Here is a 15,073-nt window from a genome sequence, read left to right on the forward strand (position 1 = left end):
AGTGTTAACGTAATTTCTGAGGCTTAGGGTAATTCCTAGGCCTTTTTTTCTATGGAGAGAAGCAGTTTCGTTCTTCCTATGAAGATATAGGGAGAGATGTAAGATAAAATGTGAATTTTGTACACCTTTTTTTTGCACAAAGTTTGTAAAAGTTGTACCATTATAAGCAAGGTAAATTATGTTATTGTTTGGTTTTAACGAAAGGTGATTGCAAAGTTGAAAGATACATTTGTTGAAAAAGTAGATGATTTTGTAAAGCAGCATGATGTATTAGAGGAACATTCGACAATTGTTGTAGGAGTTTCTGGCGGCCCTGACTCTTTAGCCCTTTTATATTATTTATTAGAGAAAAGGGAAGAGAAGAAATTGAAAATTGTAGTCGCACATGTGGATCATATGTTTAGAGGAGATGAATCCTATGAAGACTTACGATTTGTAGAAAATCTTTGCCAGGAGATTGGGGTTATTTGCGAAACAATAAGAATTAATGTATCGCAATATCAACAGCAATATGGAATGAATGCACAGGTGGCTGCTAGAGAATGCCGATATGCCTTTTTGGAAAGAATAATGAAGAAATATGATGCACCGTATGTAGCTCTTGGACATCATGGAGATGATCAAGTAGAGACGATTTTGATGCGTCTTGTACGAGGAAGCACTCCGAAAGGATATGCGGGAATTGCTGTGAAGCGTCCTTTTCATAATGGATATTTAATTAGGCCGTTATTGGCGGTAACAAAGGAAGAGATTGTTAATTACTGCAATAGCTTAGGAATCATACCGCGTATGGATCCGAGTAACGAAAAAGAAATATATACGAGGAATCGATTACGCAAATATGTTCTTCCTTATTTAAAAGAGGAAAATCCGCATGTGCATGAGCGATTTCAAAAATTTAGTATGCTTATGCAAGAGGATGAGGCATATTTGCAGGAATTAGCTTTTGAAAAGATGAATAAAGTAATTACAAAAAAAAGTAACAAACATATCGTCTTATCAATTCCTGCCTTTGAATCCATGTCTATGCCTTTACAAAGGAGAGGGATTCAACTAATATTAAACTATCTTTATGAATATAAGATTCCGTCTTCGCTTTCTTCTATACATATTGACAAAGTAATTGCATTTTTTAAACGAACACAGCCATCAGGTTCACTTGATTTCCCTGAAGGTTTGAAAATTGTTCGTACATATGAAGAATGTAGTTTCCGATTTAAGCAAGAAATTGTTTTCCCTTTTTCGCAAGTTTTATCAGTGCCAGGAGCAGTTACATTAGCGAATGGAGATAAGATTATAGCAGAAATAAATGAGGAGATACCAAGTAACATGAATGAAACGGTATTTGTTGCTAAGTATAATGATATATCATATCCTCTTCTTATTCGCTCTCGGGAAAATGGAGATCGCATGTCAATACAAGGTATGAGTGGTACGAAAAAGATAAAAGCTATTTTTATCGAAGCAAAAGTGCCAAAAGAAAAAAGAGAAGAGTGGCCGATTGTTTGTGATGCAAGTGGAAATATTATTTGGGTTCCCTTGTTGAAACGATCTGCATTTGCTATTTCGCAAGAAACAGCAAATAAGGATAAATATATGATTATTCACTACAAAAGCAAGGAGTCTTCCGGGAGGATAATGAAATGATGAATCAAGATATCGAAAAAGTATTAATTTCTGAAGAGCAAATACAAGAAAAGGTGCACGAGCTAGGTGCAATCATTGCAGAGGATTACAAAAATACAGTACCTCTTGCAATTGGTGTATTAAAAGGTGCAATGCCATTTATGGCAGACTTATTAAAGAGAACAGATACATATCTTGAAATGGATTTTATGGCTGTGTCTAGCTATGGTCATTCTACAGTTTCAACAGGTGAGGTAAAGATTTTAAAAGACCTTGATACTTCTGTAGAAGGTCGTGATATTTTAATCGTTGAGGATATTATTGATAGTGGTCTTACATTAAGCTACTTAGTAGACCTGTTTAAATATCGTAAAGCGAAATCTGTAAAAATTGTTACACTACTAGATAAGCCAACTGGTCGAAAAGTAGACCTAAAAGCAGATTATGTTGGATTCACTGTTCCTCATGAATTTGTTGTAGGATATGGTTTAGATTATAAGGAACAATACCGTAACCTTCCTTATGTAGGAGTATTAAAACCAAGCGTTTACTCAAATTAATTAAATACAGGCGTTATAATTGTATAGGAAAGTTTTTTTATGTTACGATTTACTATAGTGTTTATGCCGTGAGAGGAGGTTAGGAATGAATCGTATCTTCCGTAATACCATCTTTTATTTACTGATATTCTTAGTAGTAATTGGAATCGTGAGCTATTTTAATGGTTCGACGCAAAAAACGACATCAGTTAGCTACGATAAATTCATTACTAAACTTGAAAAAGGTGAAGTGCACAATGTGCAGCTTCAACCGAAAAATGGTGTGTTTGAAGTAAAGGGACAATTCAGTACTGCTAGTAAGGATGAACAATTTGTTACTTATGCACCAAATACTGAAGAATTACAAAAGAAAATTAATGATAAAGCGCAAGGCGTAGAGGTGAAGTACCAACCAGCAGAGGAAACAAGTGCTTGGGTAACATTCTTTACTTCTATCATTCCGTTTGTCATTATCTTCATTTTATTCTTCTTCTTAATGAACCAAGCGCAGGGCGGTGGTAGCCGTGTTATGAACTTTGGGAAAAGTAAGGCGAAGTTATACAATGATGAAAAGAAAAAAGTACGCTTCAGAGATGTAGCTGGAGCAGACGAAGAGAAACAAGAACTTGTTGAGGTAGTTGAATTCTTAAAAGACCCTCGTAAGTTTGCTGAAGTTGGTGCCCGTATTCCGAAGGGTGTCCTATTAGTTGGACCTCCAGGTACAGGTAAAACATTACTTGCACGTGCTGTTGCAGGTGAAGCAGGCGTTCCGTTCTTCTCTATTAGTGGTTCTGATTTCGTAGAGATGTTTGTCGGTGTCGGTGCTTCCCGTGTACGTGATCTATTTGAAAATGCGAAGAAAAATGCTCCTTGTATCATTTTCATTGATGAAATTGACGCAGTGGGTCGTCAACGTGGCGCAGGCCTTGGTGGTGGTCACGATGAGCGTGAGCAAACGCTGAACCAACTTCTTGTTGAAATGGATGGATTCGGTGCAAACGAAGGTATTATTATCATCGCTGCAACAAACCGTCCTGATATCCTTGACCCAGCGTTATTACGTCCGGGACGTTTTGACCGTCAGATTACAGTGGATCGTCCAGATGTAAATGGACGTGAAGCAGTACTGAAAGTCCACGCTCGTAATAAGCCGCTCGATGAGGATATTAACTTACGAGCAATTGCAACTCGTACACCAGGATTCTCTGGTGCAGATCTTGAAAACTTATTAAATGAAGCTGCGCTAGTAGCTGCGCGTCAAGATAAGAAGAAAATTGACATGTCTGATATCGATGAAGCGACGGATCGTGTTATTGCAGGTCCTGCTAAGAAGAGTCGTGTTATTTCTGAAAAAGAACGTAATATCGTTGCATTCCATGAAGCAGGCCACACTGTAATTGGTGTTGTCCTCGATGAGGCCGATATCGTTCATAAAGTAACAATTGTCCCTCGTGGGCAAGCTGGCGGGTATGCAGTAATGCTTCCAAAAGAAGACCGTTACTTCATGACGAAACCAGAATTGCTTGATAAAATCACTGGCTTACTTGGCGGCCGCGTAGCTGAGGAAATTGTATTTGGAGAAGTAAGTACAGGAGCTCATAATGACTTCCAACGTGCGACTGGTATCGCTAGACGCATGGTAACGGAGTTTGGTATGAGTGACAAACTTGGTCCAATGCAATTTGGTAGCTCACAAGGAGGTCAAGTGTTCTTAGGAAGAGACTTCCATTCAGAGCAAAACTACAGTGATGCAATTGCACATGACATTGATGTAGAAATGCAAAACATTATGAAAGAATGTTATGCTCGTGCAAAACAAATTCTTACTGAAAAACGAGATAAGCTCGACATTATCGCAAAAACGTTACTTGAAGTAGAAACGTTAGATGCAGAGCAAATCAATCATTTATATGAGCATGGAACTTTACCTGAGCGTAAAAAATCTTCTGAAGGTGATGTGAAAGTGAACATCACAATGAAAAAAGATGATGAAAACGCAGAGGATAAGGAAGAAACAAAGGAGTGACAATAGTCACTCCTTTTTTCTATGTTGAAGGACTTGTGCACTTGTATGTGATATAAATTTGCATTCTCCTTGCATTAAAAATTGAAATAGTGAACAATCTTTTTGTAAAATGATAAAGATGGAAAACCTGATTATATAGGTATGTATGATATGATGGCATTATAAGTTTTGTACATATTGCACAAATATAGATTAAATAAGATAAGTGGTGAGAATATGATTTTTGTATTGGATGTAGGGAATACAAATGCGGTGCTTGGTGTGTTCGAAGAGGGGAAGCTTCGCCAGCATTGGCGTATGGAAACAGATCGTCATAAAACGGAAGATGAATACGGTATGTTAGTGAAACAATTACTTGAGCATGAAGGTCTTTCTTTTCAGGATGTGAAAGGGATTATTGTTTCTTCGGTTGTACCGCCAATTATGTTTGCTTTAGAGCGCATGTGTGAAAAGTACTTCAAAATTAAGCCCCTTGTAGTAGGGCCAGGAATAAAAACGGGTTTAAATATTAAATACGAAAATCCACGTGAAGTTGGGGCGGACCGTATTGTAAATGCTGTAGCTGGTATTCAATTATATGGAAGTCCGCTTATTATTGTTGATTTTGGTACAGCTACTACATATTGCTATATTAATGAGGATAAGCATTATATGGGCGGTGTAATTACACCAGGTATTATGATTTCAGCAGAAGCTTTATACAGTAGGGCTGCAAAGCTTCCTCGTATTGAAATTACAAAACCAAGTAGTATTGTTGGGAAAAATACAGTAAGTGCAATGCAAGCAGGCATTCTTTATGGATATGTTGGGCAAGTGGAAGGTATTGTGAAGCGCATGAAAGAAGAAGCTAAACAAGAACCGACAGTTATTGCAACTGGTGGATTAGCGAAGTTAATTGCAGAAGAATCTAATGTAATTGATATTGTGGATCCATTCTTAACATTAAAAGGTTTGCATATGCTATATGAACGTAATGCAAATTTACAACATGAGAAGGGTGAATAAATCAGTATGAAAGATTATTTAGTAAAAGCGTTAGCGTTTGATGGAGAAGTTCGTGCGTATAGTGTGCGTACAACAAATACAGTAAGTGAAGCGCAAAGACGTCATGATACGTGGAGAACTGCTTCTGCAGCACTTGGCCGTTCGTTAACAGCTGGTGCAATGATGGGAGCTATGTTAAAAGGTGATCAGAAACTAACAATTAAGGTAGAAGGTAATGGTCCGCTTGGTCCAATCTTAGTGGATGCTCATGCAAATGGGGATGTGCGTGGGTATGTAACAAATCCGCATGTTGATTTTGAAGCGACGGAGCAGGGGAAATTACGTGTATATCAGGCAGTGGGTACAGAAGGGTTTTTAACAGTAATTAAAGACATTGGTATGCGTGAACCGTTTATCGGGCAGTCCCCAATTGTTTCGGGAGAATTAGGAGAAGACTTTACGTATTATTTTGCTGTTTCTGAGCAAACACCTTCTTCTGTTGGGGTTGGTGTCCTTGTGAATGGGGATGACAGTATATTGGCAGCTGGTGGATTTATTCTGCAAATTATGCCAGGGGCACAGGAAGAGACCATTTCATATATTGAAGAACGTCTACAAAAAATCCCACCGGTTTCAAAATTAATTGAACAAGGTCTTTCACCAGAAGAATTGCTATATGAAGTACTAGGGGAAGACAAAGTGAAAGTGTTAGAAACGATGGATGTTCAATTCAATTGTACATGTTCACGCGAGCGCATCGAAAGTGTGTTAATTAGTCTAGGTAAAAAAGAATTGGAACAAGTTCGTGAGGAAGAAGATGAAACAGAAGTGCATTGTCATTTCTGTAATGAACGATATAAGTTTTCTAAAGAAGATATTACAAACCTAATTGAAGGCCTGTAATAATAACCATTAGTAATGGTTAATCAATCATCCAAATAGATTGACAAACAAGGAATTTTCTGACAAAATCGAAATATAGATAAAACCAATAAAAATACTCGGTGTTAGGAGTGACAGGAATGCGAGTGGCACAGTCAGTTTCAGAATTAATCGGGAAAACGCCGATCGTTAAGTTGAACCGCATCGTAGAACAAGACAGCGCAGATATATACTTAAAATTAGAATTTATGAATCCTGGAAGTAGCGTAAAAGATCGTATTGCATTAGCAATGATCGAAGCTGCTGAGCAAAAAGGGTTATTAAAAGAAGGCGATACAATCATTGAACCAACAAGTGGTAACACAGGGATTGGTTTGGCGATGGTAGCAGCTGCAAAAGGATATAAAGCAATTCTAGTAATGCCAGAAACGATGAGTATTGAACGTCGTAATTTATTGCGTGCTTATGGCGCTGAATTAGTATTGACTCCAGGGGCTGAAGGAATGGGCGGTGCAATTCGTAAAGCAACTGAATTAGCAAAAGAGCATGGTTACTTTATACCGCAACAATTCCAAAATCCGGCGAACCCAGAAATTCATCGCTTAACAACAGGGCCAGAAATTGTTGAACAAATGGGTGATCAATTAGATGCATTTATCGCTGGTATCGGTACTGGTGGAACGATTACGGGCGCTGGTGAGGTGTTAAAAGAAACATATAAAGACATTAAAATTTATGCGGTAGAACCTGCGGATTCTCCAGTGTTATCTGGCGGAAAACCAGGTCCACATAAGATCCAAGGTATTGGGGCAGGATTTGTTCCTGAGACATTGGATGTAGAAATATATGATGAAATCATTCAAGTGAAAACAGAGCAAGCGTTTGAATATGCAAGAAAAGTAGCTTGTGAAGAAGGGATTTTAGTTGGTATCTCTTCAGGCGCCGTTATTTATGCTGCGACAGAAGTGGCAAAAAAATTAGGTAAAGGGAAAAAGGTACTTGTTATTATCCCGAGTAATGGTGAACGTTATTTAAGTACACCACTTTATCAATTTGAATCATAATCTCATATGTTCGAGAACAAGCATTTCTGAAAAAGGGATGCTTGTTCTTTTTTCGTTTGAAAATAGGAAAAGAGTGAATGACTAGAAAACTTCATGTAAAATAAATAGTAGTAAAGTTAAATTATTTTCACAAGCTCTCAAGGACAATTATTTCATACTAACCATCTATGATTTAGGATGATTAGTCTAAGGGAGTGGGATAAAAGAAGACGGGGTGTTGATATGCAGCAAAGAAAATCTTTAGCGCTTTCTATTCCATATCATTTAGATTTTTTTAAGCAGTATAAGTTTCTTTCTCAGAATAAGAATCAACATATTTTGTTAGAAAGTGGACGTGGAGGTCGCTATAGTATCGCGGGGCTCGATCCTGTAGCGGTGATTCAGGGGAAGAATGAAACGTTATATATAAGTGAGAGCGGTAAGGAAACAATAAAACGAGGAAATCCATTAGACTTAATGCAAACGTATATGGAACGATGGGAAACGAATCATAATCCAGATTATCCGCCATTTCAAGGTGGTGCAATCGGGTATTTTAGTTATGACTGTATACGTTATATTGAGAAGCTTCCTTCCTTCGCGGAGGATGATGTGGATATACCTGATATATTCTTTTTATTATTTGATGACGTGTTTGTGTATGATCAACAAGAGAAAGTACTATGGATTATTACACATTATATAGATGAACGTGAAGACGCAGAAAGGCGTTTAAATGAATGGAAGAGTCTTTGGATGAAGGAAGCTCCTGAAGTTAAAATACCATTTGAATGTCCTGAAAATAGAAATGAAGCGGTAGCTTTTACAGAAGAAGGATTTATGAAAGCTGTTCAGCGTATTCAAGAATACATTGGGGCCGGAGATGTGTTTCAAGTAAACCTGTCTACAAGGCAGGAGAAAACATTACAAACACATCCGTTTGAAATTTATACGAACCTTCGTGAAATTAATCCATCACCATATATGGGATATTTAGAACTTGGAGATTTTCAAATTGTTAGCGGCTCGCCAGAATTATTAATTAAAAAACAAGGAAGCCAAGTAAGTACTAGACCGATTGCAGGGACGCGTTCTCGTGGGAAAAATGAACAAGAAGATGAAAGTTTAGCGAAAGAGCTGATTGAAAATGAAAAGGAACGAGCAGAACATGTGATGCTCGTTGATTTAGAACGAAATGATTTAGGACGAGTTTGTAAGTATGGAACTGTTGAAGTGGATGAATTCATGGTAATTGAAAAATACTCGCATGTTATGCATATCGTTTCAAATGTTCGCGGTGAGGTCCGAGAAAATAAGGATGCTTTCGATTTAGTGAGAGCAGTATTTCCTGGTGGGACAATCACAGGTGCCCCGAAAATTCGCACGATGGAAATTATAGAGGAACTGGAACCAGTAAGGCGTGGTATCTATACAGGATCAATTGGATGGATTGGCTATTCAGGGGATATGGAATTAAATATTGTAATTCGGACGCTACTTGCAAAAGACGGTCAAGCATATGTACAGGCTGGAGCAGGAATTGTAATTGATTCAAATCCGGAAAATGAGTATAAAGAGTCGTTGAAAAAAGCAATTGCCTTATGGCGTGCAAAAGAAAGCAGCGAAGAAACGGTTAGGTGAGAGAAATGATATTGATGATTGATAATTATGATTCTTTTACATTTAATTTAGTGCAGTTTCTTGGAGAACTTGGACAAGAGCTTGTTGTTAAACGTAATGATGAAATTACAATTTCAGATATTGAACAAATGAAACCAGATTTTTTAATGATTTCACCAGGGCCTTGTAGTCCGAATGAAGCTGGTATAAGTATGGATGTTATTAAATATTTCGCAGGGAAGATTCCTATTTTTGGCGTGTGCCTAGGTCATCAATCCATTGCGCAAGTATTTGGAGGTGATGTTGTTCGTGCAGAACGTTTAATGCATGGAAAAACATCGCCAATGTATCATGATGGAAAAACAATTTTCTCGGAAATTCCAAATCCATTTACAGCAACGCGTTACCATTCTCTTATTGTCAAAAAAGAAACATTGCCGGAATGTTTAGAAGTGACATCTTGGACAGAAGAAGGAGAGATTATGGCACTACGTCATAAAACATTGCCAATCGAAGGAGTACAGTTTCATCCAGAATCCATTATGACTTCACATGGGAAAGAATTATTACAAAACTTTATTCGGAGTTACAGCCCGAGTGTATCATCATGTTAATTTATGTGAATGGTACGTATGTAGAAGCTAGTGAGGCAAAAATCTCTCCTTATGATCATGGATATTTATATGGACTGGGGGTTTTCGAGACATTCCGTATTTATAATGGTCATCCATTTTTATTAGATGATCATTATGAACGTTTAATGGATGCTCTTTCTGCATTGCAAATTGAGTGGAAGCTGACGAAAGATGATGTGCTTCGTATTTTGCAGGAACTACTCGAAAGGAATGGGCTCGACCATGCGTATGTTCGCTTCAATGTATCGGCTGGTATAGATGAAATAGGCTTACAAACAGGGGTATACGAAGAGCCGTCTGTTATTGTATTTATAAAACCATTAGCTGCTTCAGGTGCAGTGGTAGAAAAGGAAGGCGTTATTTTGAATCAAGCTCGGAATACGCCGGAAGGAGCCTTTCGTTTAAAGTCCCATCATTATTTAAATAACATTTTAGGAAAACGTGAAATTGGAAATGTTGTGAGTAAAGAAGGGATTTTCTTTACTCAAGCAGGTTATGTAGCTGAGGGGATTGTTTCGAATCTCTTTTTTGTGAAAGAGAGTATTTTATATACACCATCGCTTGAAACGGGAATTTTAAACGGGATCACTCGTGCTTTTATTATAAGGATTGCTGAAATGTTAAATATACAAGTGAAGGAAGGCTTCTTTACGAAAGGTGAGTTGCTTTCGGCAGATGAAGTGTTTGTAACAAATTCTGTTCAAGAAATTGTCCCGCTTCGTCATATTGAAGGAAGAGATTTCCCGGGTAAAGAGGGTAAGGTTACAAGGGAACTAATGCATGTATATGAAATGCATAGAGAAAATCTTTGGAGCCGAAATGAATTGCAGAGAGGAGATATATAGTTTGAAGTGGAATTATGATTTGCGCTGCGGCGAATATACATTAAATTTAAATGAGAAAACATTAATTATGGGGATTTTGAATGTGACGCCAGATTCATTCTCGGATGGTGGAAACTATAACGAGGTAGAAACAGCTGTTCGTCATGCGAAAGAAATGGCAAGTAGTGGGGCTGATATCATTGATATTGGCGGTGAATCGACTCGTCCTGGCTTTGCGAAAGTTTCGGTAGAAGAGGAGTTAGAGCGTGTAATTCCGATGATTCAAGCGGTTTCAAGAGAGGTGAAACTGCCTATTTCTATTGATACGTATAAAGCGGAAGTTGCAAAGCAAGCAATTGAAGCGGGGGCTCATATTATTAATGATGTTTGGGGAGCGAAGGCGGAACCGAAGATTGCAGAAGTTGCGGCACATTATAATGTACCGATTATTTTAATGCATAATCGTGACAATACAAATTATCGCAATTTGATGGCTGATATGATTGCGGATTTATATGAGAGTGTTAAAATTGCAAAAGACGCAGGTGTACGTGATGAAAATATTATTTTAGACCCAGGTATTGGCTTTGCAAAGACACCTGAACAAAATTTAGAAGCGATGCGTAATTTAGAACAACTAAATGTATTAGGATATCCGGTTCTTCTTGCAACTTCAAGAAAATCATTTATCGGTCATGTTTTAGATTTACCGGTAGAGGAACGTGTAGAGGGGACAGGGGCGTCAATTTGTCTTGGGATTGAAAAAGGCTGTGAAATGATACGTGTTCATGACGTAAAAGAAATGGCGCGTATGGCGAAGATGATGGACGCGATGCTCGGTAAGGGGGTAAAGTGATTGGATAAAATTTATATCCATGACATGGAGTTTTACGGTTATCATGGGGTATTTCCAGAAGAGAATAAACTAGGGCAACGATTTAAGGTAGATTTGACGGTAGAGCTAGATTTGAAGCCAGCGGGTGAGAGTGACAACTTGGAGCATTCCGTAAACTATGGAGAGCTTTTTGAACTGTGCCGACAAGTTGTGGAGGATCAAACATATAAACTGGTAGAAAGTATTGCGGAAAATATAGCTGCAAACATATTAAAGCAGTATGTAAGTATTTCGCGTTGTACAGTAAAGGTTATTAAGCCAGATCCGCCGATACCAGGACATTATCGTGCTGTAGCGGTAGAAATCACGAGAGAGCGACCATGAAAAATATAGCGTACGTTGCACTAGGATCAAATATCGGTGATCGTTATACTTATTTAACTCAAGCAATTGAGTTGTTAAATAACAATTCTCATATTCAGGTTGAGGATGTTTCTTCCGTATATGAAACGGATCCAGTTGGGTATACAGATCAAAATCGTTTTTTAAATCTAGTTATAAAAATTTCTACCAATTTATTGCCGCAAGAATTATTGAAAGTAACGCAAAACGTTGAGGTTGACTTAGGAAGAAAAAGGGGAATTAGGTGGGGGCCACGAACCATTGACCTTGACATTTTACTCTATAATCAAGAAAATATTGAAGCAGAGAATCTTATTGTTCCGCATCCGCGGATGTTTGAAAGAGCTTTTGTTATCGTTCCGTTGTTAGAGATTAATCAAGATATAAAACAAAACATTTCACGTTCACAAGTAGAAGAAATGAAAAGGCGAGAGGGAGTAACGGTATGGAAGCAGAAAAATGGGGAAGACGCATTCGTGCTTTTCGGAAGTTAAAAGGTTATACGCAGGAAGGTTTTGCGAAAGAATTAGGGGTATCTGTATCGGTTTTAGGAGAAGTTGAGAGAGGAAATAGATCACCTTCTCAAGATTTCGTTGTAGAAGTTGCGAAGACATTAAATGTTTCAATAGACGAATTAATGCCAAAGTGAGGATAAAGGAAGGTGATAGTCAAGTGTTAAAGATTGCAAACATTGAGATGAAGAATCCAGTTGTACTAGCACCGATGGCAGGAGTGTGTAATTCTGCATTCCGTTTAACGGTAAAGGAATTTGGTGCAGGTCTAGTATGTGCTGAAATGGTAAGTGATAAGGCGATTTTATTTAATAACCAAAAAACATTAGATATGTTATATATCGATGAGAGAGAGAAACCGCTAAGTTTACAAATTTTTGGCGGTGAGAAAGAAACGCTTGTTGGTGCTGCGAAATATGTAGATAAGAATACAACAGCGGATATTATTGATATTAATATGGGTTGCCCAGTTCCGAAGATTACAAAGTGTGATGCGGGGGCGAAATGGCTTTTAGATCCAAATAAAGTATATGAAATGGTTGCGGCAGTCGTGGATGCTGTTGAAAAGCCAGTTACAGTTAAAATGCGTATCGGCTGGGATGAAGACCACATTTTTGCAATTGAAAACGCTAGAGCTGTTGAACGTGCAGGAGGCCAGGCGGTAGCGGTTCATGGACGTACACGTGTACAGATGTATGAAGGGAAAGCGGATTGGGATATTATTAAACAAGTAAAACAATCTGTAAATATCCCGGTTATCGGAAATGGTGACGTAGAAACTCCTCAAGATGCAAAACGTATGCTTGATGAAGTTGGTGTAGATGGTGTTATGATTGGCCGTGCAGCTCTTGGTAATCCATGGATGATTTATCGTACGGTAAAGTATTTAGAAACAGGAGAATTAATGCCAGAACCGACAGTGCGTGAGAAAATTGATGTATGTATGCTGCACTTAGATCGCCTTATTGATTTAAAGAACGAAGATATTGCAGTGAGAGAAATGAGAAAGCATGCAGCTTGGTACTTAAAAGGTGTTCGTGGTAATGCGGGAGTACGTAATGCGATTAATACTTCTAATACACGTCAAGACCTTGCTTCTTTATTAGGTGCATTTGTAGAAGAAGTAGAAGCGAAACAAAAAACAATTCATGTTGGTTAAGAGGAAGTGAGAGGGGATGATTGACATTCTCTCGTTCACTTCCTATAATTACGTGAAAGAAAGAAGAACTGCCAGTTACTTGCTGGCAGTTTTTCTAGTTGGGTAGAAAATGATATACTGTATATATTGTAAAATTTAATAGAGCTGGAGTGATATCAATACCATGGATAACATGAACCACGAAGAATTAAACGACCAATTGCTTGTTCGTCGCGAGAAGTTACATAGCTTACGTGAACAAGGTATCGATCCGTTTGGTAAACGTTTTGAACGTACAAATTCAACGAAAGAATTACTAAGCTTGTATGAAGAATTCTCTAAAGAAGAATTAGAAGAGAAAGAAATCTCTGTTTCTATCGCTGGTCGTATTATGACGAAACGCGGTAAAGGGAAAGCTGGTTTTGCGCATATCCAAGACTTACATGGACAAGTTCAAATCTATGTTCGTAAAGATGCTGTTGGAGATGAGCAATATGAATTGTTTAAGACAGCTGACTTAGGTGACTTAGTAGGGATTGAAGGGAAAGTTTTCAAAACAAATGTAGGAGAGCTTTCAGTAAAAGCAACAGGATTTACACTATTAACGAAATCTCTTCGTCCACTTCCAGATAAATACCATGGATTGAAAGACGTTGAACAGCGTTACCGTCAACGTTACCTAGATTTAATCACGAGTATGGAGAGCCGTGAAACATTCGTTACTCGTAGTAAAATCATTCGCGAAATGAGAAGATACTTAGATGACAATGGTTACCTTGAAGTAGAAACACCAATGATGCATGCGATTGCTGGTGGGGCATCTGCTCGTCCATTCATTACACATCATAATGCGTTAGATATGGAATTATATATGCGTATTGCGATTGAGTTACACTTAAAGCGCCTTATTGTAGGTGGTTTAGAGAAAGTATACGAAATCGGCCGTGTATTCCGTAATGAAGGTGTATCAACACGTCATAACCCTGAATTTACAATGATTGAATTATATGAAGCGTATGCTGACTATAAAGATATTATGAAACTAACAGAAAATATGATTGCTCATATCGCAAAACAAGTACTAGGTACGACAACAATTCAGTACGGTGAGCAAGAAATTAATTTAGAGCCAGAATGGACACGTCTTCATATGGTAGACGCAATTAAACAATATTCTGGAGCAGATTTCTGGAGCCCGATGAGCGTGGAGGAAGCACGTGCATTAGCGAAAGAACATGGTGTGGAAATTAAAGATACAATGGAAGTTGGTCATATTATTAATGAATTCTTCGAACAAAAAGTAGAAGAAAAATTAATTCAACCTACATTTATCTATGGTCACCCAGTGGAAATTTCTCCACTTGCGAAAAAGAATGATGAAGATCCACGATTTACAGACCGTTTCGAATTATTCATTGTTGCTCGTGAGCATGCAAATGCATTCACAGAATTAAATGATCCGATCGATCAAAAAGAACGTTTTGAGGCTCAATTAAAAGAGCGTGAACAAGGTAATGATGAAGCTCATATGATGGACGATGATTATATCGAAGCTCTTGAGTATGGTATGCCTCCTACAGGTGGATTAGGGATTGGTATTGATCGCCTTGTTATGCTATTAACAAATGCACCATCTATTCGTGACGTACTGTTATTCCCAGCAATGCGTCATAAGTAAGACTAAGCTTTGGAGATTTCTCCAAAGCTTTTCTTTTTGTTACTCTGTGTTTGTATATGGTGAATTTAGAATTGCTCATTATTATATAGAAGGAAGGTATCTTTATATAGGAGATTGATACTGTTTTTATACTTTTTTACTAGGTTAAAAATTTTGTAAAAAAACTATTGCATTTTAATAAATTAGCTGGTATATTTATATTCGTTGTCACGAAAGGCAACGCAAGAAACAAATGAAAAACAACTTTTTAAATAAAAAAAGTTGTTGACGAAAATATAACGAAATGTTATATTAGTAAAGTCGCTCCGGTGACAAACGAGTTCTCTGAA

The 15,073-nt window shown here is 37.8% G+C and carries 15 protein-coding genes; all 15 read left to right on the forward strand.

From position 1 onward, the window contains the following. Positions 1 to 216: 216 nt before the first annotated feature. Positions 217 to 1,647 carry a tRNA lysidine(34) synthetase TilS gene (gene tilS / locus V7183_RS07680; protein ID WP_335359115.1) on the forward strand — a complete coding sequence of 477 codons (1,431 nt, stop codon included), beginning with the start codon at positions 217 to 219 and terminating at the stop codon, positions 1,645 to 1,647. Beyond that, positions 1,644 to 2,186, forward strand: coding sequence for a hypoxanthine phosphoribosyltransferase (hpt, locus tag V7183_RS07685; protein WP_000981837.1), 543 nt, complete (start codon positions 1,644 to 1,646; stop codon positions 2,184 to 2,186). Before tilS ends, hpt begins: the two co-directional genes overlap by 4 nt. Before the next feature lie 85 nt (positions 2,187 to 2,271). Beyond that, positions 2,272 to 4,191: an ATP-dependent zinc metalloprotease FtsH gene (gene ftsH, locus V7183_RS07690; RefSeq protein ID WP_097897737.1), complete on the forward strand. Its 1,920-nt coding sequence runs from the start codon at positions 2,272 to 2,274 to the stop codon at positions 4,189 to 4,191. A 216-nt stretch (positions 4,192 to 4,407) separates the two neighbouring features. After that, positions 4,408 to 5,196, forward strand: coding sequence for a type III pantothenate kinase (locus V7183_RS07695; protein ID WP_097897736.1), 789 nt, complete (start codon positions 4,408 to 4,410; stop codon positions 5,194 to 5,196). Positions 5,197 to 5,202: 6 nt separating this feature from the next. Next, complete coding sequence (gene hslO, locus V7183_RS07700) at positions 5,203 to 6,078, forward strand: redox-regulated molecular chaperone HslO (RefSeq protein WP_097897735.1); 876 nt, start codon at positions 5,203 to 5,205, stop codon at positions 6,076 to 6,078. Between the two features lie 119 nt (positions 6,079 to 6,197). Then, positions 6,198 to 7,121: a cysteine synthase A gene (gene cysK / locus V7183_RS07705; protein ID WP_097897734.1), complete on the forward strand. Its 924-nt coding sequence runs from the start codon at positions 6,198 to 6,200 to the stop codon at positions 7,119 to 7,121. Positions 7,122 to 7,343: 222 nt separating this feature from the next. Beyond that, positions 7,344 to 8,741, forward strand: a complete 1,398-nt coding sequence (trpE, locus tag V7183_RS07710) for an anthranilate synthase component I (protein WP_097897733.1) — start codon at positions 7,344 to 7,346, stop codon at positions 8,739 to 8,741. 5 nt (positions 8,742 to 8,746) lie between these two features. Then, positions 8,747 to 9,334: an aminodeoxychorismate/anthranilate synthase component II gene (gene pabA / locus V7183_RS07715; protein ID WP_097897732.1), complete on the forward strand. Its 588-nt coding sequence runs from the start codon at positions 8,747 to 8,749 to the stop codon at positions 9,332 to 9,334. Further along, a complete protein-coding gene (pabC, locus tag V7183_RS07720; protein ID WP_335359116.1) occupies positions 9,328 to 10,200 on the forward strand; it encodes an aminodeoxychorismate lyase in 873 nt (290 codons plus the stop codon). The genes pabA and pabC overlap by 7 nt, the downstream gene beginning before the upstream one ends. Then, positions 10,175 to 11,035 (forward strand): dihydropteroate synthase, encoded by an 861-nt coding sequence (gene folP / locus V7183_RS07725; RefSeq protein ID WP_141523162.1) that lies wholly within the window; start codon positions 10,175 to 10,177, stop codon positions 11,033 to 11,035. Before pabC ends, folP begins: the two co-directional genes overlap by 26 nt. Next, positions 11,036 to 11,398, forward strand: a complete 363-nt coding sequence (gene folB / locus V7183_RS07730) for a dihydroneopterin aldolase (protein WP_097897730.1) — start codon at positions 11,036 to 11,038, stop codon at positions 11,396 to 11,398. After that, a complete protein-coding gene (folK, locus tag V7183_RS07735; RefSeq protein WP_097897729.1) occupies positions 11,395 to 11,910 on the forward strand; it encodes a 2-amino-4-hydroxy-6-hydroxymethyldihydropteridine diphosphokinase in 516 nt (171 codons plus the stop codon). The genes folB and folK overlap by 4 nt, the downstream gene beginning before the upstream one ends. Further along, complete coding sequence (locus tag V7183_RS07740) at positions 11,862 to 12,065, forward strand: helix-turn-helix domain-containing protein (protein WP_002009706.1); 204 nt, start codon at positions 11,862 to 11,864, stop codon at positions 12,063 to 12,065. The genes folK and V7183_RS07740 overlap by 49 nt, the downstream gene beginning before the upstream one ends. 23 nt (positions 12,066 to 12,088) lie before the next feature. After that, the gene (dusB, locus tag V7183_RS07745; protein WP_097897728.1) at positions 12,089 to 13,087 is read left to right on the forward strand and encodes a tRNA dihydrouridine synthase DusB; all 999 of its coding nucleotides are present in this window, start codon (positions 12,089 to 12,091) and stop codon (positions 13,085 to 13,087) included. Positions 13,088 to 13,250: 163 nt separating this feature from the next. After that, positions 13,251 to 14,744 (forward strand): lysine--tRNA ligase, encoded by a 1,494-nt coding sequence (gene lysS, locus V7183_RS07750; RefSeq protein ID WP_097897727.1) that lies wholly within the window; start codon positions 13,251 to 13,253, stop codon positions 14,742 to 14,744. Positions 14,745 to 15,073: the final 329 nt, after the last annotated feature.

This window comes from Bacillus sp. JJ1127 (genome assembly GCF_036965845.1).
In the GTDB taxonomy this organism is placed as follows: domain Bacteria; phylum Bacillota; class Bacilli; order Bacillales; family Bacillaceae_G; genus Bacillus_A.

Excerpts from the sequence above, each read along its gene's own strand:
- folK (WP_097897729.1), top strand. The coding sequence starts at position 11,395 with ATGAAAAATATAGCGTACGTTGCACTAGGATCAAATATCGGTGATCGT.
- cysK (WP_097897734.1), top strand. The coding sequence starts at position 6,198 with ATGCGAGTGGCACAGTCAGTTTCAGAATTAATCGGGAAAACGCCGATC.
- trpE (WP_097897733.1), top strand. The coding sequence starts at position 7,344 with ATGCAGCAAAGAAAATCTTTAGCGCTTTCTATTCCATATCATTTAGAT.
- V7183_RS07740 (WP_002009706.1), top strand. The coding sequence starts at position 11,862 with ATGGAAGCAGAAAAATGGGGAAGACGCATTCGTGCTTTTCGGAAGTTA.
- folP (WP_141523162.1), top strand. The coding sequence starts at position 10,175 with ATGAATTGCAGAGAGGAGATATATAGTTTGAAGTGGAATTATGATTTG.
- lysS (WP_097897727.1), top strand. The coding sequence starts at position 13,251 with ATGGATAACATGAACCACGAAGAATTAAACGACCAATTGCTTGTTCGT.
- pabC (WP_335359116.1), top strand. The coding sequence starts at position 9,328 with ATGTTAATTTATGTGAATGGTACGTATGTAGAAGCTAGTGAGGCAAAA.
- V7183_RS07695 (WP_097897736.1), top strand. The coding sequence starts at position 4,408 with ATGATTTTTGTATTGGATGTAGGGAATACAAATGCGGTGCTTGGTGTG.
- pabA (WP_097897732.1), top strand. The coding sequence starts at position 8,747 with ATGATATTGATGATTGATAATTATGATTCTTTTACATTTAATTTAGTG.
- ftsH (WP_097897737.1), top strand. The coding sequence starts at position 2,272 with ATGAATCGTATCTTCCGTAATACCATCTTTTATTTACTGATATTCTTA.
- hslO (WP_097897735.1), top strand. The coding sequence starts at position 5,203 with ATGAAAGATTATTTAGTAAAAGCGTTAGCGTTTGATGGAGAAGTTCGT.
- hpt (WP_000981837.1), top strand. The coding sequence starts at position 1,644 with ATGATGAATCAAGATATCGAAAAAGTATTAATTTCTGAAGAGCAAATA.